Below are 24,839 nucleotides of genomic sequence, written 5' to 3' on the forward strand. Positions count from 1 at the left end.
CAACTTAATGAATTCTGAACAATCGGAAAAAACACCTATGATTATGTGAATGCGCTCTCAAATCATGAAAAACAGTGAAAAATAATGGGAAAGTAAATTTTAAATATCCTTTTAAAACCACTTGTACCCTGGTTTTGGCTTGTTTTTTTATTCCATTTTCATTTGGCGTATAGCTTTTGTTATTAACGAATAGAAAGAGAGATTTTAGAAAAGTATAGATCGAAAGAACTAAAGGACTTTGCTCACCTTCCACTTATACTTAATGAATCACAACCTTTTATTTATCGCTTATCACTTTAAATTAGACACTTTTATAAAGTGATTTTCCACCAATGAGTAATTTATGTAAAATTATGGATTTATCGATCGTTTTTCTCAGGAAATTTTAGGGGGTGATATTTTTCTCTCTTTATTCAAAATAAGACACCTTTTCATATAATTGTTGAAAAATATTATGTTAATTTTAAAATACTAGAATAGGTAGACTTATGATTTCTCACACTTCCAGTGGGAAATTCAACTCTCAACCTGTACAATGATTAAATGATAGAAATAATAAGGCGGGGTATTATGTTCCGAATTTTTTTGTTATCCAGAAGCTTTTCATCCAAAATCATAGTAGCCTTTCTACTTGTGATTTTGATCCCGACGCTTTTTACTTCTCTGTCTTTCTACTTGGAGTCTAATTCTATCTTGAAGAAGAACGTACGGGACTCTACCATTCAAATCGCCAAATCTACAGCGGAGTCGCTTTCTTTCATTTTGAACGTTGGGATCGATACTTCTGATTTCATTAGCAGCGATCAGACGATCCAGCATGCTGTTTTACAATTGAATAGCAGCACGCCATTCGAACAGAGAGAGAATTCACAATATATAAATACTTTGCTGAATAATATGGCTTATTCCAACTCCTTCGTCAAAATTGTTTATGTGTTAACGGAGGAAGGTAGCGGTTGGGGAAGCGGTACGTTTGCCAAAACAAACCTTAATAAAATACGGCTTTCCGACCAGGAATGGGTGAAGGAAGCCAAACGAAGGGACGGAGCTTTGGTTTGGCAAGGGATTCAGTATGATCTTTTCCACGGTGGTAGCGTAAATACGGACTTGGTTCTTCCCGTTAGCAGAGTCTTAAAAGATTTTGACACGATGAAAAATATCGGACTTGTGCAGGTTCATTTGGATGGACGGTCCATTCTTAACACGATTGAACGATTAGAACTGGGGGAGACAGGAAAATTTTTCATCGTAAATACCGAAGGAAGAATTATGGTTGATTCCAACCTCGACATGATCAATAAGAAGGTATTGAATTCTGAGGGGTTGTACAGGCATATTATGGGAGACCACGTAGAATTCGAGTTTTCCATGAAAGGGGTCCCTTATTACGGAGTTAAGCAGAAACTGAGCAACGGTTGGATCCTTGTAGGTACTGTCCCGGTTCATGAAATCAGTGGACAGTTAGACCGTCTCCAATCTTGGATCCTTTTTTCCTCTGGTGTCTTTTCCCTAATTGCGATCGCAATCGGTCTTTTTATTGCCAGAGAGGTAACCAAGCCTGTAAAACAACTTACCGGAAGCATGCTGCGTGTTCAAAAAGGGGACCTAAAAGAAAGAACGACCGTTAGTTCCTCCGATGAGATTGGCTTTTTGAGCAAACAGTTTAACGAAATGCTTCATGAAATCGAAAATTTGATGCAGCAAGTGGAACGTGAGCAGAGTGAAAAATATCATGCAGAACTTCGAGCTGTTATGCATCGGGTTCATCCACACTTTCTCTTTAATACACTCACCACTCTTCGCTGGCTTATTGATTCGAATCAAAACGAACGCGCTTCTCTAGTATTGTCAGCAATGAACCATCTGTTGGAATCAAATATGGGGAAAAGTGGCAGCATCATAACGGTAAGAGAGGAACTAGACATTATCGAGAAGTATTTAGTCATTTTAGAACTTCGCTACGAAAGAACATTCTATCTGGAGCTCGATATAAAACCGGATACAGAAGCAGTACACATCCCTCGTATGCTTTTGCAGCCTATTGTGGAAAACGCCATTTTCCATGGCATCGTACCAAAAAATACGGATGGGAGAATCTCGATAAGGATTCAATTTATTAACGGGGATCTAGAAATTCTTATTAAAGATAACGGCTTAGGTATCAGGAATGATAAATTGAAAGAGTTAAATGATCCAGAAACGGCCTGCCAAAAGGGAACTATCGGTATCGGTCTACGCCATATCTTTGACACACTGCGACTGTATTATGACCAAAATTGGGAATGGTCTATCGCAAGCGAGCCGGAGCAAGGTACCACAGTACGCATTTTGTTGAAAAACATAACAGAACGTACCAGTAAGTAATAGCGAAACAGGGAGGAATAACATGTATAGAGTTCTTATCGTCGATGACGAGACTGCTATTCGCAAAGGAATCACTGCCTTTATTGATTGGGAAAAGGAAGGGCTATTCGTTGAAGACCAATACGGAAACGGTGCTGAAGCACTGACTGCTCTTGAAAAACATTCCTATGATATTCTCATTACAGATATCAAAATGCCTTTAATAGACGGCATTGAACTCATGCAGCAAGCACTAGAGCTTTACCCATCGCTCAAAGTGATCCTAATCAGCAATTACAGTGACTTTGAATACGTAAAAGAAGGGCTTAAGCTGGGCGCTGTCGATTATTTGTTAAAACTAACTATGAAAAAGGATGACCTTCTCACCGTCCTGCGGCAGTGTATTTCCATGCTGGAGGACGAACGGAAAAAGGATTCCGAACTAAACCATTACCAACAGGGGGCTGTCTATCTGGCACGAAAAAATGTCGAACAGGAAATTAAAAGATTGATCGTTCAAGAACAAACCCCCCTTTCATCAACCTCTTGGGCCCCGGCATGGTTGGAACATTCCTATGCTTGTGTCTATCTTATGCTGGACATGGCGGAGGAATGGAGAGAAAATTACGGCTATCTACATGTGCAGCTCCTACTGGAGGAATGGCAGAAACTGTTTTACATGCAAGTAGAAGAGGGATTTTCGCTGCTTGTGGCCGAAAGCGACATGTTTCTCATTTTACCGGATCACGATGGAAAAGCAGAGCCGCGGCTACTACAGTGGAAGCAGTTACTGGAAAAGGAATGGAATGTTTCAACGTCAGCCGGTTTTGTAACAGAACAAGGTACAGCAAGCATTGTCAAGGGATTTTCCAACAGTCGCTCTGCCTGCCAAAGACGCTTTTTTGAAGGGCTTGGTGGCCTGTATTTAAAGGATCATTCAAAAGTAGTTGTCGAAACAGAAGGACATGGTGATTGGACTACTTTCTTTGAAATGATTCAGAGTGGCGATCCGGTTTCCTCAGCAATTGAAATTCCACTTAAACGCTGGAAAAGTGGGGATTTGAACCCAGAACAAGTACAGCAAGAAGCTTGTCGTCTTCTTACAGGCGCTTATCAAATCCAAACGGACACGGAGCCACTGCTCACTGAGCAACATGATTTGCTTTGCCAGGCGGAGACATTGGAACAAATGATAGCAATTCTGATTCGTGAACTGGAAGAAATCAAAACGCCTTTTTCACCGATACTGACCAATAAAAGAGACGACGATCAGTTAATCAAAAAAGCGCTGGACTATATTGCGGCGCATTATACCGAGAACTTAACGCTTCAGAGTGTAGCCGATATCGTTCATCTCAGTAAAAGTTATTTCAGTCTCTACTTCAAAAAACAAACCGGGCGAAACTTTGTTGATTATTTGATCGAGCTGCGTATTAGGGAAGCGAAACGGCTATTGGTGCAAAATGAAAGTCGGATTTACGATGTAGCGGAGGCCTCTGGCTTTAAAGATGTAAAATATTTCAGCAAAGTGTTTAAGAAAGTAACCGGATTAACTCCAATGGAGTACAGGGAAAAACACCAGGCAACAAGATCGTCTATTGATTAAAAAAGGGGGGTTTACGTTATGGGTTGTAGGTGGATATCCTTTTTATTAATTTTCGTAATGCTTGCCGGGTGTAGAAGTCCATCCATGATCTCTGATCCAAAGGACGTTCAAACATTTCGGGATGACGAAAAAACTGTCATTACCTTTTGGCACACATACAACGAAAAAGAAACGAGGTTACTCGATAACGTATTGATCCCTGCTTTTGAGCGAGAGAACCCAAACATACAGATAAAGTCTATAGACTTAGCATTTACTAATGAATTAATTAATACCTTAATCTCACGAACCTCTTCCAAGCGTGGTCCTGATGTCGTACGACTCCATATCGCCTGGATTCCCGAGTTTTTATATAAAGAGCTTCTTGAACCGTTAGACGGGTTCGGTGATTTCGAAACCGTCAGAAAAAGGTTTAATACAAATTTAATGAATATAGGTCTCTATAAAAATAATTATTATTCTTTGCCGCTCAACATTTACACGAAGGCTCCTATCTTTAACCGTGAACTGCTAAAATCTGCGGGCTATTTTAAGCCACCAAGTACGATGGATGAAATACTGGAGCTTGCCCGACGTGAACAATATACGATCGGACTCAGGGGTTTAGGACCATGGGATACGATTCCATACATTTATAGTCTTGGCGGATCCTTTATTAACGAGGATGCAAACATTGCTTCTGGATATTTAAATAGTGACGAAACCATCCATGCTGTGGAGCAGTTAACAGCTCTTTATAAGGAAAATCTCATTGATCTTCCGCAGGACGAGCTAGGTGCAGAAGAAAATTGGGAGCGGATAAAGGCCGGAAATATGCTTATGACAGACGATGGCCCCTGGTTCTACGGTTTATTAGATGAATCAGAATTTGATCGCGCTCTAAAACTAACCTTTCCTGTGCCGTTTCCACAAAATAATGGTCCTGCTTCGCTCATTGGTGGAGAAAATCTGGTCATTATGAAGGGGAGTAACAGAAAGGCTGAGGCATGGACGTTTATGAAATGGATGACAGGAAAGAAAGCACAGTTATTACTCTTGGAGCATACCGAATTAATACCGACGAACCTAGAAACAGCCAAGGCTTCGACAATAACTAGAGATTCAGATTCTTACCTCTCCCCTTATAGAGAAGATGCGAAAAATGCCATCCTGCTCCCCCTCGTTAAGAACTGGAGTAAAATCGATGGAGTGTATACGGAGTACATGAATAAAATATTTGAGGGTGAATTGTCGGTTAAGGAAGGATTGGACCGTGCAGCGGCTGAAATAGATAGGCTATTAGAGGAGGACAGAGGGACAGGTTCCTCTGTCCCTTTTCAGGGTAGAACTATATTGCATGAGTTAGGGTTTATCTACTTTCTTATTCGATCATCATGAAATAAAAACTGAGGAAGGACAAGGAACCTGTCCCCACCGTCCCTTTGTTAATCATGAGACACAATCATTTCTACTTTACCTATAATAGAAAATGAGTATACAGTTGCTGGTACTATAAAGTGGTCGCCCTTCCTTATTATATATGTAACACCTTCTCCTTCTATAATTATTTCACCTTCCCCATCGATTACGCTACACAAAAGGAAAGATTGTTCATATGTAAAGGTTGCTGTACCATCAATAGACCATTTGTGCACTGTGAAGTAATTACTTTCTACAAAAGTTGTTATCAAAGCATCCTTTTGCTTTGTTATTTTTGGTTTATTAGTTATATGACTATGTGGCACGTTTATAACATCGATTGCCTTGTCCAATTGTAACTCGCGCAACTCTCCATTGGCATCTTTTCTATCATAGTCAAAAACTCTATAAGTAGAATCGGAACTCTGCTGTGTTTCTAGCACAATTGTTCCTTCACATAACGCATGAACCGTACCACTAGGAACAAAGAAAAAATCTCCAGGCTTGATAGGCGTGGTCCGGAGTAAACTTTCCCATTCCCCTTTGCTAATTTGCTCTCTAAGTTCTGCCTCTGTTTGTGCATTATGACCAAGAATAATCTTCGCATCTTCCTTACAATCAATAATATACCAACACTCTGTCTTCCCCAATTCCCCTTTCTCATTAATTTTTGCGTACATATCATTAGGGTGAACTTGTACAGATAAATCCTCATTTGCATCCAAAATTTTAATCAACAAGGGAAAAACATCATTGGAATTATTACCAAACAATTCACGATGTTCTTTCCACAGCTGATCAAGTGTCATTCCTTCATATAGACCATTCTTAACAATGCTACGACCATTAGGGTGACCAGATATGGCCCAACACTCTCCAGTTGACTCACTTGGAATATCATAACCAAATAACTCCTTTAAAGCACTACCACCCCAGATGCGTTCTTTAAAGATCGGTTCAAAAAAAAGTAATTCCTTTACCATCGTAAGACTCCTTTTCGCTTATCTATGTTTACTTCTACAAAAAAAAATCTATTCATTTTCAAAAATCTTAACTATATACTATGAATCTTCTTCAAACTTCGATATTGGATTACCTTTAAGGAGGAGGGACAAGGAACCTGTCCCTACCGTTCTGAAGCTAATGCTAGTGCACCCTTTATTCCTTGCTCATCGTTAAGTGAAGGGGCAACGATATAATCCTCCATCTTATCAATCGTAATGTAGTCATTAAGTAGTCTTGAAAGTTCCTTTCGAATGATTGGATAGAGCATTGTTTGCTTCATGACTCCTCCACCTAAGATGACTTTTTCTGGTCCTAATACAAGAGAATAATTCATAATTGCTTTTGCCAAATATTGACCTTCAAGTTCCCATATCTCCCTTTGATGTTCTTGTATTTCACTTCCTTTTAAGTTGTATCTAGCTTCCAATGCACTTCCTGAGGCAAGTCCTTCTAAACAATCCTTATGATAGGGACAACTTCCCTCGAAGATATCATTAAAGTTACGCGGCACATGGATATGTCCCATTTCAGGATGATTCCATGCGTTCAATATGGTGCCTTCATTTACAAATCCAGCGCCTACTCCTGTTCCAACAGTCATATATAAGCAACTGTCAACATCTTTAGCCGCTCCCCAACGAAATTCCCCTAAGGCGGCTACATTCACGTCTGTACTTAAAAACGTCGGTAAATTGTACCTCTTAACAAATACATCATATATATTAAAATTCTTCCACTGTAGTTTTGGTGTATTTAATATCTCCCCAAAATTCGCTTTCTTTTTATTTAATTCAATTGGTCCAAAACTACCAATTCCAATTGCAGTTAGTGGATATTCATCGAAAAAAGAATAGATAGCTGAAAGAGTTTTTTGAGGATCCTCTGTTGGTATTGTTATTTTATTGAAAATATTCCCTTCTTCATCCCCCACTGCACATACAAATTTTGTGCCGCCTGCTTCAATTGCTCCATATACCATATCGATACCTCCGTAATTGGAAAAGTACCCAAAAAGTTTTCCTCAATTTTTGGGTACCTCTCGTAATGAAACATGTAAATGCTCGTAATATTTAGTTAGACTTTACTCTTAACGAAGAAGTAACTTTTTTGTCTTCTATATATTACTGACTTTCTTTCCACTCATCATACTGACTTTGTATTTCATCAAGAACTTTTTGCATTCCGGCTTCATAAAGCTTTTTATTAAATGCCGGTATATACTCTTCTGGATCTACGGCTCCTTTAAGTAGAGCTGGAGAAAATTCACTAGTGACGTTGTTAATTGCTGCAATTTCTGTTCGAACAGGATTAGAATCAAAATAGAATCCTAATACTGGAGATGGAATAGCAGTATCATTAAATTCTTCAAAAGCTTCCCATTTGTCTGCTGGGTCGTCTTCATATAACTTAAGAATTAACTGGTTGCCAATTGCAAAACTTGGCATATTATATCTTTCAACTCGTGCATCTAAATCTTTGATTGTGCCGTCCTCATTTTCCTCGTAGTGAACACCTTCAATTCCTTTATCAAGTAGGTTTCTTAAATAAGGGTCAGAGTTTAGTAAGTTTAGGAACATCATCGCTCTTTCAGGGTTCTTAGATGTCGTTGAAATCGCTTGCATAGATCCTGTTACTGAGTTATTAAAAACATATGGCTCATGAAGTGGACGTGTAGCAATTTCATAACCAGCTGATCTAGACCAGATTGATTCAGCATAAGGCTGATAAAGCTCTTTACGTACAAACCAGTTTGGAGTTTCTAAAGGCCAAGAGTCTGTACTTGTCGCAGCATCAGAACGAATATATCCTTTTTTATAATAATCATGCATTGTCTTAAGTGTTTCCATTGTTACATCTTCTTCATATTTGTTTACTACTTCATCCGTATTCCCATCTAATCTAAATGCAAATGGCATTTCCTCTTGAAGAATTGAATCGAACGGTAAGTATGCATCAAATGTTGCAATTGGTGATACATCCGGCTCGTTTTCTTTAATAACCTGTAATAAAGGCTCTAGGTCTGCTAGAGAATTCACTGTTGAAATATCTAGATTATGTGTTTCTACTAGTTCATTATTAAAGGATAGAACTGCTTGCTGACCTACTTCCTTGTTTGTTGGAACAGCGTAAAGGTTTCCATCAATTTGCGCGCCTTCTAAAAAGGCTGGGTCGATTAGTTCTTTCATCTCTTTTCCGTATTTGTCCATCAAATCATTTAATTCAACAAATGCACCACGGCGAGCATTTAAAGCGTAGTTATTAGCCCAAGAACTTGTAAAAGCAATATCATATTCCTCACCAGAAGTTGTAATTACTTGCATTCTTTCATTAAACTCTCCCCAGTCAAGTAACCTTAGGTCAACTGTTGCATTAATTTTTTCCTCCGTGTAAGCATTAACCTCTTCCATAACCTGATCAACGTCTTGTTGAGGAGTTCCGATTAAGTACCAAACTAACGTTGCATGGTCTAATGCCTCTTGTGTATTGCCTTCGTCTGTAGTTTCTTCATTATTTTCGTTTGTTTGCGTATTCACATCTGTTTCTTCACCGCCACAGGCCGTAAGAACACTAACAAAACCAAGAAGTATCGCTAATAGTAAAACAACTTTCTTCATTTTTCTTCCCCCGTTTCTTTTTACTAAATTTATTTATCAAAAAAGGAAGGAGAATAGCTTTTCATTAAGTTTTCCTTCCTTCTATGAATCAGAACCTATTCTTTCACACTACCAATCGTCAAACCTTTTACAAAATACTTTTGAAAGAAAGGATAAGACAAAGCTATTGGTAACGTTGCGATAACTACCATTGCCATTCTTGCTGAATCCTGTGGAATGGAAGATAATATCGCTCCATTTTGACTTGATAGCATGGCATTCTGCCGGATAAAGTCCAAGTTCGTTTCAATTCTCATTAAAAGAGATTGTAATGGAATTAACTTCGGATCATCGATGAAAAGCAAGGCATTAAACCAATCGTTCCAATAAGCAAGTGTGTTGAAAAGCGCAATCGTTGCAATACCTGGAATGGCAAGTGGTACTACAATTTTCAAAAGGATTCGAAATTCACCTGCTCCATCAATACGAGCAGACTCAAGGATTGCCTCAGGGACAGACCTCTGGAAAAATGTTCTCATAATAATAATGTAAAAAGCATTAACAGTCATAGGTATAATCAAGGCCCAAATAGAATTTTTCAATCCTAGGAATTGGGTCATCACAATATAAAATGGTACCATTCCACCGCTGAACAGCATTGTGAAGAAAGCGATGAAAGTAAATTGCTTTCTATATAGAAATTGTTTCCTTGATATTGCATAGGCGTACAAGGCTATTACAATTACACTTAGTAATGTACCGACAACTGTTACAAAGATTGTAACTCCATATGCCTGAAGAATTTGTGATTTCATATGCCATAAATATTGGTAAGCTTCAAAACTCCAGTCTTTAGGAATAATTCTATATCCATGTAATGATAGTGATTGTTCACTAGTTAAGGAAATAATAATGACATAGATAAAGGGAAATATACAAAGAAATGCAAATGAACCTAGTAATATATGCATGAATGTGCTAGTTTTCCCTGAAAAGCCATACGGATTATAGTTTGGTTCTTTCCTAGGAGGAAGCTTTGTTTTTGGTTCTATCATTTCTGTTGTTCTTTGCCGAGTAGCCAACTCTCCCACTCTCCTTTCACCTAATAATCTTTAAAATAATGCATTTTCTTCATCAATTTTTCTTACAATGTAATTAGTGATTAAAATTAAAACTAAGCCGACCGTAGCTTGATATAAACCTGCTGCTGTACTCATTCCGATATCGCCCATTGTCATTAGACCTCGATAAACATACGTATCAATTACGTTCGTTACTGAATATAGCGGACCTGAATCCCTTGGAATCTGATAGAACAAACCGAAGTCTGCACTGAAAATACTACCTATATTTAAAATGGTAAGAATAATAATAAGTGGCATGATCATTGGAATGGTTACATGTTTAATTTGTTGCCATTTGCTCGCCCCATCAATGATCGCTGCTTCGTAATACGTTCTATCAATACCTACTATTGCGGCTAAATAAATAATACTGCCAAATCCAACTCCTTTCCATTGGCTAATTGCAATGATAAAATAAGGCCAATAAGAAGGTTCATTATACCAAGAGATTGGATCGACATTAAACAAAGCCAAGACACTATTAAACAAACCTCTATCTACGCTGAGAAAAGCATATACAAAATAACTTACAACTACCCAAGATAAAAAATGTGGAAATAACATTCCAGTTTGATATACTTTGGCAAGTTTTTGTTTTGTTAATTCACTTAAAACAATGGCAACTCCCACCGCTAATACAAGACCTATCACGATAAAAGCTAAGTTATAAAGCACCGTGTTTCTTGTAATGACCCAAGCATCATTTGTACTAAATAAAAATTTGAAGTTTTCAAATCCTACCCATTCGCTGTGGTATACACTTGCAAAGAATCCATCTGGATGAAATCTGAAATTTTTAAATGCCATCACTTGTCCAAACATCGGGATATACTTCAACACAATGAGCCAAATAAGACCAGGTAGAGTCATTAGTAGCCAAATCCGATTATTGTATAAATTCTTTCCGAATTGCTTAAAAGCACGCATCCTTTTTCCTCCTTCCAGAACTGATTAATTTAACTTAACTCAATTATATGAAAACCCTTACAACATAAAAAGTTAAGATATCTTAGATTTACTGGCTAAACTAAATACAATTTATAGTCGGCCGCCATTCTTTTAAAAAAACCTCTACCTTACATCAATTTAATAAAGGTACGATCACGAATACGTCTAACAGAGCATAAAAAAACTAGGGAATCCACCTTTGAAGATTTCCCTAGTTTTGTTGATGTACTTTCTTCCACTCGGATGGTGTTAGCCCCTCTAGCTTCTTAAATTGCTTATAAAAATATGTCGCATCCGTATAGCCTACCTTCTTCCCAATCGTTCCTGCCTTTTCATAAGAATGAAGCAGCAGATTTTTCGATTTCTCAATTCGTAACTTATTTAAGTACTTTGTAAAGGAACAATTAACCTCTTTTTGAAACAGTTGACCTAAATATATTGGATTTATATGAAAGCTATTTCCTAATGTCTTTAAAGACATCTCTTCTGATAGGTTTTGATGAATATAATTTAAAACGGTTTGAATAATCGGGCTATATTTTTGATCTTGCAAAGAGAAATCCACATCAAACATCTCAATACATTTATCTATTATTATTAAAGCATCATCAAGTGTTTCTAAATACAAGATTTGATGCAGGGTTTGTACATACACCTCGTAATCTATGTGTAGAAAGAATTTGTTTTTTACATGAAAAAAGAATTCCAGTAACACACTTTTCATTAATAATGGCGGCTTTTCATGTTCGAATTGAGCTAATATCTCTCCCATTGATTTCTTAAAGGATACATAATTCTGATTCGCTAATTGCTCTAAAACATCATGATTTAAATAATTACTAGAATACTTTTGTGCCTGAGCTGAATTCTTGTCCTTTGAACTGTACAATTGCTCTGCAAGGCTATGCTCTTTCTCTGGAAGTAACATCTTTAACTCACTCGCCATTTCTAATTCTCTAAATACATTTTGGATTTGGTTCAAATCAGTAACTTTTTTACTGTGTACAAATACAAACTCACTCGGTTTCTTCATTGAGTTTAATCGTATAGTGAATTTTTCAAGCTCTTCTCCCCACGTTTCATCAGAACAATTTAACCATAGCAATAGAATATTTCCTGTGGGAGTCAATACTGAAACAGCATTCGTTTCTCTTTCAAATGTCATTTGCAGCATATGAAGGTATGTTTCATTTTGCTCGTCCCACTCCATTTTCAGTAATCCCATCCGAAGTGGAGGGGTTACTTGCAACTCTGGATAAAAAGACATTCTTTGCTTAAACTCTTCAAATCCCATTTTCCCAACAAACCATCTCCAGATAGAATGATCTCTTAACACTAAAAACGATTCTTCTTCTAACGTTGCCCTTTTGATTTTTTCTTTCACATGCAATAACGATGAAATTAGTTCATCTTCTTTTATTGGCTTCAACAAGTAATTTTCAATTCCTAATTGTAATCCCTCTTTAATTAATCCAAACTCTTGGAACCCAGATAAGACAATTGTATGAATATGGTCCTGTTCCTTTTTTAACTGTCTAATGAGTTCAAGGCCCGTTAGCTCTGGCATTTTTATATCAGTTATTAATATATCAAATGGAACTTCCCTTGATTTTTTTAATGCTTCTAATCCATCTCTAGCAGTTTCAACAACCTGGAAACCTAATGATTCCCAAGGAATAATGTTCTTTAATCCCTCAAGAATAAGAGGTTCATCGTCAACTAACATTACTCTTATCATGTAACCGCACCTCACTTATAAGGGGTAATCTTACTGTTACTACCGTTTTCACATCAGGATTACTGTCTATCTCCACACCGAAATCATTTCCATATTTCAATTGAATTCTCTGGTTTACATTTGCTAAACCAATGGAGTTAGAAGAACCTTCACCGTTTCTAAGTCTACTTTTTATGTTCATTAATTCATCTTTTTTAATTCCCTTGCCATTATCTACTATTTCAATAAAAAGTGCATTCCCCTTATCATAAATAGTAATTTGAAGTTCATTTTCGTTGCTATGCTGTTTAAATCCATGAATTAAAAAGTTTTCTATAAGAGGCTGCAAAATAAATGGCGGAACATCCTTATGCCTTACACTCTCTTTGATTTTAAAATCACTTGATAATTGACCTGGAAATCTATTTTTAAATAACTCAATATATTGATGTGCATGATTCCATTCGTCTTCTATGCTAACAAGCTCAGCAGTTTTTAATGAATGGCGGAATAATTGGGATAGTTGAACAATCATTTCAGCCGTTGTTTTGCCGCCTTCAGCTAAGGATTTCATCCTTATTGCTTCGAGTGTATTGTATAGAAAATGTGGGTTTATTTGGGCCTGTAGATTCGCAAGTTCAGCCTCTTTTTGTTTCAACTTCGAGAAATAAACTTCATTTATATACCTGTTTAATTCATCTAATGTTTCATTAAAAGTTTCTGCAATAACACCAAGATCATCGTTTCCTGTTGCTTTATCGATTCTTGTATTCAGGTCTCCTTCTTGAAATTCACGCATTTTTAAGACGATTTGATCAACACGTTTGGAATAACCTCTTAAAGAAAAATAAGGAAGTGCAATCGCAATAAACGTTAAAAACAAAATAATAGAGAGGATGGTTAGCTTATAGGTAAATAATGGAGCTAACTCATTTCTCGGGATAATCGCAGTAATCATCAGGTTACTAGTTGGCTCTATCACTGATTGGATAAAATACGTTTCATTTAGCTTAACTTCTTTTTGAACAGCACTATAATCTAGTTCATCTAAAATTTCTTCTGCTTGCGCTCCATACGAGTAATGAACATTCATCTCTTCATCAGTAATTAGAAATCTTCCTTGGATCGTTTCCCCTCGTAATGATAAAATTCGCTCAATATTATCATAGGTAAAGTAAACAGAAACGGTTCCCAAACGATCTAAAGAAATTGGATCATTAATCTGTTCTCTAACAATATAAAAATCGCTTTGTTCTTTCCTATTTTCACTAGGATTTGAGCGTCTGTCTTTATAAAGACTACTATCATACCAGCGCCCGTGATTATATAGGTATACATATTCTGTACCTAGGGACTCATTCGTAATCTCAAGGACAACGACAGTCGGATCTCTAGAAAAATAGTTCTTTACATAAATATCAAAGTTATATGGCACGAAGGAATCACTATTTGAAAATTTATCTAACCGATAGCCTATATACTCTTGATAGTCATGCTGAAGGGCAAAAGCTAGATCTTCTATTAAGCTCTTCTCTAAATAGAGATGGCGTATTCCCTGATAGACAAATTGATGCTTCTCTTGCAAGTCTGATTTAATTTCATTTATTACCGCTTCATGTTTATCTATTTCTCTTTGAACAATAAAGTCGGAATAGTATTCTGAAAGAAACACAAATAAGATTGCCATGGTTAGGAATATTATAGTGGAATAAGTGAAAAACACACGATGAAAGAGTCTGCCACTTATCTTTCTTATAAATCGAAACGCTTTCATAACTTTTCTCCTAACATGTAAATTAAAGTGGAGGGGGTTGTCCCAAAAGGTCTGCTTTTTGACCTTTTGGGACAACCCCGGTCCTTATGCTTTTATTGATTCTCAATCTCTATTTCTAACGTTTTTATTTCATATGGCGAGAATGACAGTTCAATAGGTGAATAATTGAATTTGGACTGAACCGAATCAAGCTCTTCTTCCATTAGGTTAACTTCTCTCCAGCGCTTTACTTTGTATTTGCTGTTGAGCGTGATGTGAGTTTGCCCGCCTTCCATTTCGTGTAACCTAACAATTAAACTATTTCTGTCTTCGGCTTTCTTTATTGTATTAACAATGACCTGATCATTTGAAATAGAAAAGAGAGAATCTTTAAATTCAGCTCTTACCTTACCTAGGATTGCGGTTAGATTTGTGTTTAAGTAGGTAGCTTCTCGTTCCACGTCTTGCTTATTGGCAACTCCATTAAAAGGATAGAGAGAGTAGGTGAAATGATGGATACCTATGTCTGCCTTCGGATCTGGGTGAATGGCCCCTTTTAGAAGAGAGAGCGCCAACACACTATCTTTAATTGAATATCCGTATTTACTATCGTTCATTAAACTAATCCCGTAATTGGGTTCTGCAAGTGCTGCCCACTTGTGGCCAACCGTTTCAAATCTTGCTATATCCCATGATGTATTCCAATGGGTCGGCCGTTTTACATTCCCAAACTGAATGTCATAGATAGCTTCTGTTGTACGAATCTGAATTGGAAATTCCACCTTTAACAATTGTTGTCGTAAGGCCCAATCTACTTCCGTTTCAAAATCAATTCTCTTAGTATGACGATAGCAATGGATCAGTTGTTTAATTTCTACATTAGACTGTATCCACGTGAAGCATAGTGTTGTTCTTAACGGTCCATTATCTACTATTTTACACTCTTTTAACTCATCAATAGTAGTACATTTTTCTTGGTAATATAAGTCTATATCCCACGCATCGTGTGCCATTGGTTTATCTTCATATAACTTAAAGTGATTTCCAGCTTTTCCATGTTCAATTATTTCTCGATTAGATGATTTTTCAATAATGCTATTAAATTGTCCTTTTTCATTCCATTTCATGACATAATGAGGTGTTTCCCAAGTCCGTTCTTCTAAACATACCTCGCTTAATGATAGTCGTTGTCCACTTTGTAAGGTTGAAGTACTTATTTCCTGATACGAAAATGGGTTACTCTCCTCGATCAAAACAAGTGCTTCACCATTTGAATTCACTTGGCTCACTAAACTATCGCCATTACTTTCAAAACTATTATCCGCTTCACAAGTTGGTATCGTTACTAAAACGGGTGTTTTATATTGATAAGGATGTGAAACTACCCATGTATTCTCTGAATCTAGTAACATATCCTTTTGTTTGACCATTGCGATTTCCTTATTAATGAAAGCAGCCTCATCGTACTCTTTATGCGCATCCTCATACACTTCTGTTATAGAAGAACCAGGTATGATATCGTGAAATTGATTTAACAAAATTTTCTTCCACCCTTTTTCTAATAAGGTCGTTGGATACGTATCCCATCCATTTTCAAGACAGTTCCAAGCAGAGAGAAATTCTGTTTTCCGATAATCTAGCTCTAATTTTCGATTTTTTTCTTTCATTTTCGCTTGGCTCGTATAAGTTCCACGATGATACTCTAAATACAACTCTCCGTCCCACGTATGAATATACTGATCCGAATGTTGAACATTTTCATGTAGCTTTTTAAAATAATCCTCTACCTTGGTCGAGGTGACATTTGGCAAACTAGGAATCTCATTGTATTGGCGCCTCATCTCAAGCATATCTCGATTGACCCCGCCACCGCCATCTCCGTATCCATAAGCTAACAACAAATCTTTATTGACTTCTTTATCACGATAGTTCTTCCATATACCATTAACTGTTTCTGCCGTAATTAACCCGTTGTATGTGTAGAACCAAGAATCCTCAGCCCTGCCAGGTTCAGGTGTGGTAATAAAATGGGTTAAAATCTCAGTCCCATCAATCCCTCTCCAATTAAATGTATCATTTGGCATTCGATTGTACTGATTCCAGCTAATCTTTGTTGTCATAAACGTATCGATGCCTGACTTCTTTAAGATTTGAGGTAATGACCAACTATAACCAAACACATCTGGCAACCAAAGAACTTTGTTGGTTTTGTTGAATTCCTTCTTAAAGAAATTCTTTCCGTATAGCAGCTGGCGAACAAACGATTCGCCTGATGGGATATTACAGTCTGCTTCTACCCACATCGCACCTTCAACTTCCCATTGTCCTTCCTTCACCTTTTCCTTAATCGCTTGAAACAACTCTGGTTCCTCTTCTTTTATCCATTCATATAATTGCGGTTGGCTTTGCAAATAAACATAATCTGGGTACAACTCCATTAATCTTAGAACGGTTGAAAATGTTCGTTTTGCTTTTTCCTTCGTATGTTTCGTTCTCCATAACCAAGCTAAATCGATATGGGAGTGTCCGATGGTATGCACATTAACCTCTGAGTGTTTTACTATTTCATTCTCGGATGTCAGCACCGTTAGGCTTCGATACAATGACGTATAGAAATCTTCACTACCTGGAGAAGACCAATCTATTTCTTTAAAAGCTTTATTCAATAAAGACAAGGCAGATGCGTAAGTTGGCTCATTCTGATCTTGCCTTGTGAGCGTATCTACAATGGCTTTAGACTTATAGAATAATTGATCGACCTTCTCATCTAATACACCATACCACGCTTCTTTTAAACGATAAAACTGTTCTTGTTGAGGCCCGCCACCTTCTAAGCCTGACCACATCAAAATATCGATTTCGATGATCCCTTTCACCGGACAAGGTAATATAACCTCTTTATGATTCGAATCAACTCCTTGGAACGGCTTTTTATTTACAAAAAGCAAAGACTCAAAGCCTGAGTTGTTCCCTCCTCCAGTCCGTCCTAAATCTAGAAAGAGCACTACTTTTTTTCCATCCCACTCTTTTGGAATCTCAATTGTTGTATTTAGCCAAATATATTTATCTCTTCCACTCCAACAATCATTTATCTTCAGTGTATTTTCAGAATAGGTAGCAGGAAGGATATTTTCACTTCCCGCTGCAGGCTCAAACGTACGAAAAAAGTCAACTTGCTCTACATTTCGGTACCGACACCTGTCTAATTCATTAACACGATTCTGTAGTTTTTCTATTTTAAAGAACATTGTGTTCCTCCTCTACCTTCCGCTCGTTTGAAAGTGGACTACCAGGTACATAAATGCCAATTTCGCTTAAGATAAATTCGCTGAACATTGAATTTGCCCATGCGAACCAAGAACGAGTATATTGTTCAGGTTGATCTGCATCGAAACCTTCATGCATATAATAGGTTGAACCATGAGTATTTTTAAATATTTCTAGTATCCTTTCCTTTTCTGCTTTCTCTGTAGCGGTCATTCCTTGAATGGCTAATGCGATATGCCAAATATAATGGTCCGGTGTATGAGGACTACCAATCCCTGTTGCCTTTTCTCCTTCATAGTAGTACGGATTGTGACGACTCAAAATAAAATCTCTAGTATTTGCATAAGTGTCATCTGTTGGTGCTGTATATCCAAGATAAGGGATGGCTAATAAACTCGGGACATTTGCATCGTCCATCAAATTAACATTTCCATTCCCATCCGTTTCATAAGCGTACATATCGCCAAAGATTGGGTGATCAACTTTCCCATACGTTTCGATCCCTTTTTTCATTTCGATAGAAAGCTCATTAGCCCTAGTAGCAAGCTCTATCTCTTTCATCGCCTCTAACATCTCCGTTGCATAATTTAAGGCTACAACCGCAAACATATTTGCCGGGATAAGATACCCGTAAAGGCAAGCATCATCACTCGGACGGAATCCAGACCAAGTCATTCCTGTCTTAACTGAAAATCCACCTTTCCCTTCCCTCAAAAGGGTATCAGAAACTCGGCACTCATCCCGTTCAAAACGATACGGCGAATTCTCTTCATGATTCTGCTCCACTTTCCAAAGTTGGCAAATAACTTCGATGACTTTCTTTAAGGTTGGGCTTAAAATGCTATTATCTCCCGTCGCTTTCCAGTATAGATAAGTTAATTGAATTGGATAGCAGAGGGAATCGACTTCGTATTTTCTCTCCCAAATCCAAGGACTCATCTTTGTATCGTCTTGCTGATGACCTTTATTGTTAGGTGTTTGATTAAATGCATTAGCATACGGATCATGAAGAATGTATTTCCACTGCCTTTCAATGACTTGCTTTAGCATTGCGGCAATTTCAGGATCATCACCAGCTACGGTTAAATATGGGCGTACTTGAGCTGATGAGTCTCGTAACCACATTGCTGGAATATCACCCGTAATAACAAAAGTTCCCTCCTCGTCTTCTTTTAATGTCGTTTGATACGTGTTTAAAAAGCAATTTTCAAATAACTTTTGAACTTCTATGTCGTCATGATAAGCTTCCTTCACTTTATCAATAATGTTCGTTAAGGCTTCTGGGATATTTTTCATCTCTTTGGTCATCTTCATTTCTCCTTCAAGTTTTATTTAGAATGATAAGGCTAGACTAATCCTCTATGAGTAGTGTTAGAATCTCATAAGGTTTAACTACTGTTTCAACTGATTTCCTGCCTATTTTTTCTCTTTTTTCTTCTAAAATAGTAGAAAGATAGATACTCTTACTGTCGGTCGTTTCTACCATTAAAGTTTCCGTACTGTTTGTTGGATTAAACCATCTAATGACCATTCCCTTTCCATCACCCGTAGGTTTACACGCTGTAATAACTAGCTTGTCACCAGACCATGTGAAAAGCTCTTTCGTAGGTGAGAAAGCTCCTTCTTTCTGTTTCACTTGAATCATTGTCGGCATTAACGGAAATTCGTAAGCAGTATGGTATGCATTCGATGATAGAATGTCTTTTTCATGTGGAATGATCATAAATTCAGCCTTGTTCACTCCAAGACATTGAGCTTCTGGCGTTTCAAAGACTCCCCAATCCCCCATTTCTCCTACAGCTCTTAATAGTGTTAGTGCAATAGTGTTATCATCGATAATTTCATATTCATGTAGTCCTTTACTAGCAACCGTTAAGCCTTGTGTCAAATTGTTTAAACTAACAAACCGTTGCATATGATGATCAAACGATGGGTTCACCCATTGACTCTCTGGTTGATTGGGACGTTTCACCAGTTCATAAATACTATCCGCGTAGTGATAAGAATTCCCTTCACCAATTGGAAACAATACACGCAAACGGTGATCTTTCGCTGTATTGTCAATGGTTACATCGACCTTCAAACCTTCCCCTTCTTTTTCCAAAGTCAAAATCGTTTTGAATACGATCTCTGTTTTCTCGTGATGTCTTCTGGCTCTTCGATCTGGATGCCAAATTAGGGTTTCTCTTTCTGCTTCCAGCGTGTCGTCTGCTTGCTTTGGAACAAATAGAGAGGACTTAATTTCAATAGAGGCTACATCCATATTATTTTCAATGACCTTGATAGAAGCTTGTCCTCCTTCCGTTGTCACCTTCTCCATGTCTCCAGAAGCCTTAAACATATACTCATTCCCAATGTCGCCTGTATTCTCCAATATACCTAGCTTTCTATATTCGTTTCCTGAGTTTTTATCCACTAAAGAGTAGGATCCATTCTCATGAATAGAAATGACCATATTCTCATTTTCTAATTTTTTCCAATCATTATTCCAGATGGTAAGTGAATCTGATTCATCTTCATCTTTCTTCATCTCTGTTGGAACTAAAAAGCATCTTTCATACCCTACAGTTATGTTCGATTTATATAAAAAGCTAACTTCCACTTCTCTAGCATAGTAAGGCCTCCGGAATCCATCCTTTGGAAGCTCGTATCCAAATTTCACCCCTACGTCTTTTGTATTCACACGAACAATCGAATGATCTGAGCGTTCTAAATGAAAAGAAGGGATCGGCTCCTCTTTTAATAGGTTCGGTATATCTTGAAAGTGCATTTCGTCAAAATAAATCTTTTTTATCGCTACTGTCTTTTTCAAAACTCTGGACGTTGGACGGCCACCTGTTTGAAAAAGAACGAAAGGAATCGCATCTTCATTTTCATGTATGGTATCTATTTCACTTGCAATTTCCCGAGCTTGTTCGTCAATGAATTTCAAGGCTCCTTTTTCAACTTTCTCAAACCTTGATTCCATTTCACGATGCACCGAGTCGACACTACATCCGCAAATGCTATCATGAGGATGGTTCTCCATTAATAACTTCCAATAAAACTCGGTAAAATCTTGATGCAAGCTTCTATCTGACATCATCAATCCGAGCGGTTCTAACACGCTTTCTAATAAGGTTTGGCACCGGTCATTTGCCTGTTTCAAATAGATTCTCGATGAGGCAGTATTAACAAGCGTTGACCAACCATCTGTCTTCTGATTACGTAATTCTCCTCGAATCGTCTGAAGGTCCTTAGGCAACTCCCTTTTTAAGGCCGTAACATACTCTTGAAAGCCGGAATGCTTAAATTCAATATCAGGATATAACTCATTAGCTGTTTTAATCGCATCTGTTATATTTTTTTGTAAAGGTTGATGGTCACATCCGTTCAAAAAAAGAAGCTCTGCCGTAGAAGCAAATTTCTCAACATCTGTTAGCTTTTTGTCCCAAAATTCTTTCGCCTGCTCTTCTTCCTCGGGTATCTCATTTCCATTCGAATACCAATTAGCAAAGAGGATTCCTACTACCGCTGAACCGTCAGGAGACTCCCAATTCAATTCCGAGTATGGAGAAGAATAATCGTCACTATGATAGACTTGGTTATTAAAACCAGTTGGAGTAACCCCCCTCCCAAAGGCTGCCACATCTATCTTTGCTTGCTTTAACAATTGAGGAGCTTGTCCATAAATTCCAAATGTATCTGGATAATAGCCAAGATTCCCCTCTTGTCCGAATTCCTTCGTTGTTTTCATTCCATAAAAAAGGTTTCTAACGTTTGCTTCCGAACTTGTTAAGAAAGCGTCTTGTAAAATGTACCAAGGACCAATAATTAACCGTCCTTCACGTATATACTTCTTCAGCTCTTCTTCCCTGTTTGGGCGAACCTGTAAATAATCATCAACCATAATTGTCTGACCATCTAAATGAAAACTGTGAAAGTTTGGATCCTCGGCTAATTTTTCTAACAAATCATCAAATAGTTTTACTAAGTAATAACGATGTTCTTCTAATGACATATACCATTCCCTATCCCAATGGGAATGAGAGATGATATGAGCTGTTTTCTTCTTGTTCATGATTTACCTCCAATAATATATTCTGATTGAGACTGTATTTGTTTGAACCGATTCAAGGAGACCTTCATCACCCAATAGGCTGACATGACACCAAGTGTAAAAAGAATTAATCCAGGTAATTGATAGACAAGGTAGCCTACTAAAGTTAAACCAATTGCTATAAGTAGATTTTGTTTGAAGCTTACGATTGTTATATAAAATGGCTGAACTAAGTAATTCTTAAATGTCTGGTTAAAATGAACGTAATAAGAAAATAAATAGAGAAAAGAGAACAAATAAATGAGAATAAAAACGATGATCACAATACTGCTAAACAGCGCAATTACCCCTTTTAACTGGGTGACAAGATAAAGGTCAAAAGCTAAAAATATTCCTACCAATAAATAAATCCAGCCTAATCCATTTACCTTCCAAAAGTTCTGTTTATAATAGGTGTGATATTCTCGAACAACCGGTCGGTCTAACTCTCCTTTTAGCCAACTTCTTGTAATAGCGAACAAAGAAGCAGTTGCAGGAAAGATCCCTAATACAATTCCCCCTAGCAAAATATAAACTAGCCAGAGCCAATTCAATTGCATTATTCTCCAAATCCAAAAGCTCGCCTCTGTAAAAAATCCGCCTATTTGATTAAACATCAGCTTCATCCTTTCCGAATCTTTCTAGCCATACATAAGCTGCTCCGAATAATTGCGCCTTATCTAAGTGGTGACATACAGCAACGGATGGGTGTACTTTGGCGAACGGTTTTTCACGAAACAGTTCATCTAAGCGAACATTTAATTCCTTCATAAAGTTAGGCTGTCTCGTAATACCTCCACCGATTAGGATCCTTTCCGGGTCAAGAATATACTGGATATTGAATATTCCCATTGCCAATGTTTGAAAAAATATGTTTATAGACTCTCTCGCCTCTTGATGACCTTCATGAAAATGTTCAAAAACTGATGGACCCGTCCAATTTTCATAATAAGGAGCGGTATGCTGTAGTCTTCTAGTGAGCGCAGATGACGAACCTTGTTCACTCCATGTATTGAACTCCATATTGTCTCTCGCAAAAATAACATATCCGAATTCCCCACCATGTAAATGGGTACCTTTATGAAGCTTTTTATTGATGACAATACTGCCTCCTATTCCTGTACCACAAACAATACAGGCAAATGTGTCTATTCCCTTTGCCATTCCATTCCACAGTTCTCCAAGGGCTACACAGTTGGCATCATTTTCGATCGAAGTCTCAAGCTTAAAATAATCCTCTAACTTTTCCCTAATGTTATGTTCATGTATAAAAGGAACTGAGCTATATCCAAGTACTTCGCCAGTTTCTGTTACGCTTCCAGGACTACTAATTGCGATCCCGCAAATCATGTAGTGCTCTTTGTTTTGTATATAATAAGATTCCACCATTTGAAGAAACTGACGATAAGTCGCGGGCGTTTTATAATCCTGCTTCTCCATAAGGTCTGCATCCTTGGAAATTAACCCTAATTTAGTAAAGGTACCACCAAGATCGATCGTTAATAGATAGCGCATCGCATTCACCACTTTGTTGGAAGTTGGTTTGTCTTTGCTAACTGTTTAAACCAATATGCACTCTTCTTTTTCACTCGCTCTTGTGTCTCTAACTCTAAGCGAAACAAACCGTATCGATTCTTATACTCGTTTAGCCACGACCAATTATCAAGGAACGTCCAAACATGGTAACCAAAACAATTCGAACCCTCAGAGATGCCTTTATGGAGCCACGTGAGGTGATCTTCCATAAATTCAATGCGATAGTTATCTTGAACTTCGCCACTCTCGTTCATAAACTTTTCTTCTCCTTCAACCCCCATTCCATTTTCTGCAACATACCAAGGAATGTTGAAATAGTTATCACGAATATTAATTGCAATATCGTACAAGCCCTTTTCATAGATTTCCCAACCTCTATGAGGGTTCATCTTCGCTTTTGGCCATTCGTATGGTTGAAAATACTTCTCTAAGATTTTTTCGGAATCTACTTGTTCATTCCTACTAGCTTGAACTCTTCTAGGCTGGTAATAATTCACCCCTAAAAAATCTACGGTGTTATTTTTAATTAAATCTAATTCCTTTTCTGTATATTGGATGTCAATGTTTTCATTTTGTATAAGCTCTTTTATCTCAGCTGGATAGTGCCCTAAAACAACTGGATCTAAGAAGCTTCGATTAAACAAAACATCTGCCCAATTTGCGGCTTTTTTGTCTTCATCCCGGTCACTTTTTGGATAACTAGGTGTCAGATTTAAAATAATACCAATTTCTCCTTGCTGCTTTGACTGTCTAAAGGCACTTACTGCCTTTACGTGCGCAAGGAGGGTGTAATAACCTGCTTGCATCGCCCTAGTCATGTTATGAACGGCAGGCAAATGCTTATCATTTAAATAACCCATTTCGATTGGCACAATTGGTTCATTAAACGTCACCCATCTACTCACAAGGTCCCCGAAGCAATCGAAGGACACCTGAGCATATTCCTTAAATTCCTCCACCACCTCTGGATTCTCCCACCCTCCCTTGAAGTACAACCGATAGGGCATATCAAAATGGTACAGATTCACAATAGGTTCAATACCGTTTTCTCTTAAGCTAGTAAATACATCTCGATAAAAGAACACTGCCTCTTCGTTTATTGTCTTGCCATCTGGTAATAACCTGGCCCAAGAAATCGAAGTTCTAAATGAATTAAAGCCTGCATCCTTCATCAACAAAATATCTTCTTTGTATTGATCGTAAAAATTTGATGTCACCTCAGGGCCTATCTTTTGATAGAATTTTTCAGGCTCTAACAGAAACCAATAATCCCACACAGTCATCGCCTTTCCACCAACACTCCCTGCCCCTTCTAATTGCGGACCAGAAGCTGCTGTCCCCCACAAAAAACGATCTGGAAATTTATGATTCACAAGTTTTACCTCCTCTTATATAGAAATCGCTTTCATTTGATTATCTATATCATATAAAGAAAAAAAAGGACTTTGAATATGTTTCATTCAAGTCCTT

16 protein-coding genes are annotated in these 24,839 nt (G+C 37.6%); 3 read left to right on the forward strand and 13 right to left on the reverse strand.

Going from position 1 to position 24,839, the window contains the following annotated elements; genetic code table 11:
- The first annotated feature begins 693 nt into the window (after positions 1–693).
- From SLH51_RS00075 to SLH51_RS00085, 3 genes are read left to right on the forward strand one after another with little or no spacing between them, the layout of a single operon-like run.
- Positions 694–2,364 carry a cache domain-containing sensor histidine kinase gene (locus SLH51_RS00075; RefSeq protein WP_335958163.1) on the forward strand — a complete coding sequence of 557 codons (1,671 nt, stop codon included), beginning with the start codon at positions 694–696 and terminating at the stop codon, positions 2,362–2,364.
- A 22-nt stretch (positions 2,365–2,386) separates the two neighbouring features.
- Positions 2,387–3,949: a response regulator gene (locus tag SLH51_RS00080; RefSeq protein ID WP_335958165.1), complete on the forward strand. Its 1,563-nt coding sequence runs from the start codon at positions 2,387–2,389 to the stop codon at positions 3,947–3,949.
- An 18-nt stretch (positions 3,950–3,967) separates the two neighbouring features.
- Entirely contained in the window at positions 3,968–5,326 is a 1,359-nt protein-coding gene (locus SLH51_RS00085) for an extracellular solute-binding protein (protein WP_335958167.1), read from the forward strand.
- Positions 5,327–5,373: 47 nt separating this feature from the next.
- Here the strand turns inward: SLH51_RS00085 and manA are convergent, their stop codons facing one another.
- The 13 genes from manA to SLH51_RS00150 all read right to left on the reverse strand — a co-directional run bounded on the left by manA (position 5,374) and on the right by SLH51_RS00150 (position 24,742).
- Positions 5,374–6,330, reverse strand: coding sequence for a mannose-6-phosphate isomerase, class I (gene manA / locus SLH51_RS00090; RefSeq protein WP_335958168.1), 957 nt, complete (start codon positions 6,328–6,330; stop codon positions 5,374–5,376).
- A 143-nt stretch (positions 6,331–6,473) separates the two neighbouring features.
- Positions 6,474–7,331 (reverse strand): ROK family protein, encoded by an 858-nt coding sequence (locus SLH51_RS00095; protein ID WP_335958170.1) that lies wholly within the window; start codon positions 7,329–7,331, stop codon positions 6,474–6,476.
- A 142-nt stretch (positions 7,332–7,473) separates the two neighbouring features.
- Positions 7,474–8,967: an ABC transporter substrate-binding protein gene (locus SLH51_RS00100; RefSeq protein ID WP_335958172.1), complete on the reverse strand. Its 1,494-nt coding sequence runs from the start codon at positions 8,965–8,967 to the stop codon at positions 7,474–7,476.
- Positions 8,968–9,062: 95 nt separating this feature from the next.
- Positions 9,063–9,917, reverse strand: a complete 855-nt coding sequence (locus SLH51_RS00105; protein WP_390183749.1) for a carbohydrate ABC transporter permease — start codon at positions 9,915–9,917, stop codon at positions 9,063–9,065.
- A gap of 141 nt (positions 9,918–10,058) precedes the next feature.
- Complete coding sequence (locus tag SLH51_RS00110; RefSeq protein ID WP_335958174.1) at positions 10,059–10,997, reverse strand: ABC transporter permease; 939 nt, start codon at positions 10,995–10,997, stop codon at positions 10,059–10,061.
- A gap of 232 nt (positions 10,998–11,229) precedes the next feature.
- Entirely contained in the window at positions 11,230–12,756 is a 1,527-nt protein-coding gene (locus SLH51_RS00115) for a response regulator transcription factor (RefSeq protein ID WP_335958176.1), read from the reverse strand.
- Complete coding sequence (locus tag SLH51_RS00120; protein WP_335958177.1) at positions 12,734–14,509, reverse strand: sensor histidine kinase; 1,776 nt, start codon at positions 14,507–14,509, stop codon at positions 12,734–12,736. Before SLH51_RS00120 ends, SLH51_RS00115 begins: the two co-directional genes overlap by 23 nt.
- 92 nt (positions 14,510–14,601) lie before the next feature.
- Positions 14,602–17,736 (reverse strand): alpha-mannosidase, encoded by a 3,135-nt coding sequence (locus SLH51_RS00125; RefSeq protein WP_335958178.1) that lies wholly within the window; start codon positions 17,734–17,736, stop codon positions 14,602–14,604.
- Positions 17,726–19,063, reverse strand: coding sequence for a glycoside hydrolase family 125 protein (locus tag SLH51_RS00130; RefSeq protein ID WP_390183744.1), 1,338 nt, complete (start codon positions 19,061–19,063; stop codon positions 17,726–17,728). The genes SLH51_RS00125 and SLH51_RS00130 overlap by 11 nt, the downstream gene beginning before the upstream one ends.
- 43 nt (positions 19,064–19,106) lie before the next feature.
- On the reverse strand, positions 19,107–21,815 hold the full coding sequence (locus SLH51_RS00135) for an alpha-mannosidase (protein ID WP_335958180.1): 2,709 nt from the start codon (positions 21,813–21,815) through the stop codon (positions 19,107–19,109).
- The gene (locus SLH51_RS00140; RefSeq protein ID WP_335958181.1) at positions 21,812–22,450 is read right to left on the reverse strand and encodes a YesL family protein; all 639 of its coding nucleotides are present in this window, start codon (positions 22,448–22,450) and stop codon (positions 21,812–21,814) included. Before SLH51_RS00140 ends, SLH51_RS00135 begins: the two co-directional genes overlap by 4 nt.
- Positions 22,443–23,348: an ROK family protein gene (locus SLH51_RS00145; RefSeq protein WP_335958182.1), complete on the reverse strand. Its 906-nt coding sequence runs from the start codon at positions 23,346–23,348 to the stop codon at positions 22,443–22,445. The genes SLH51_RS00140 and SLH51_RS00145 overlap by 8 nt, the downstream gene beginning before the upstream one ends.
- Before the next feature lie 5 nt (positions 23,349–23,353).
- Positions 23,354–24,742, reverse strand: a complete 1,389-nt coding sequence (locus SLH51_RS00150; RefSeq protein WP_335958183.1) for a glycoside hydrolase family 1 protein — start codon at positions 24,740–24,742, stop codon at positions 23,354–23,356.
- Positions 24,743–24,839 lie beyond the last annotated feature (97 nt).

The organism is Halalkalibacter kiskunsagensis, assembly GCF_037027555.1.
GTDB classification, from domain to species: Bacteria; Bacillota; Bacilli; order Bacillales; family Bacillaceae_D; genus Halalkalibacter; species Halalkalibacter kiskunsagensis.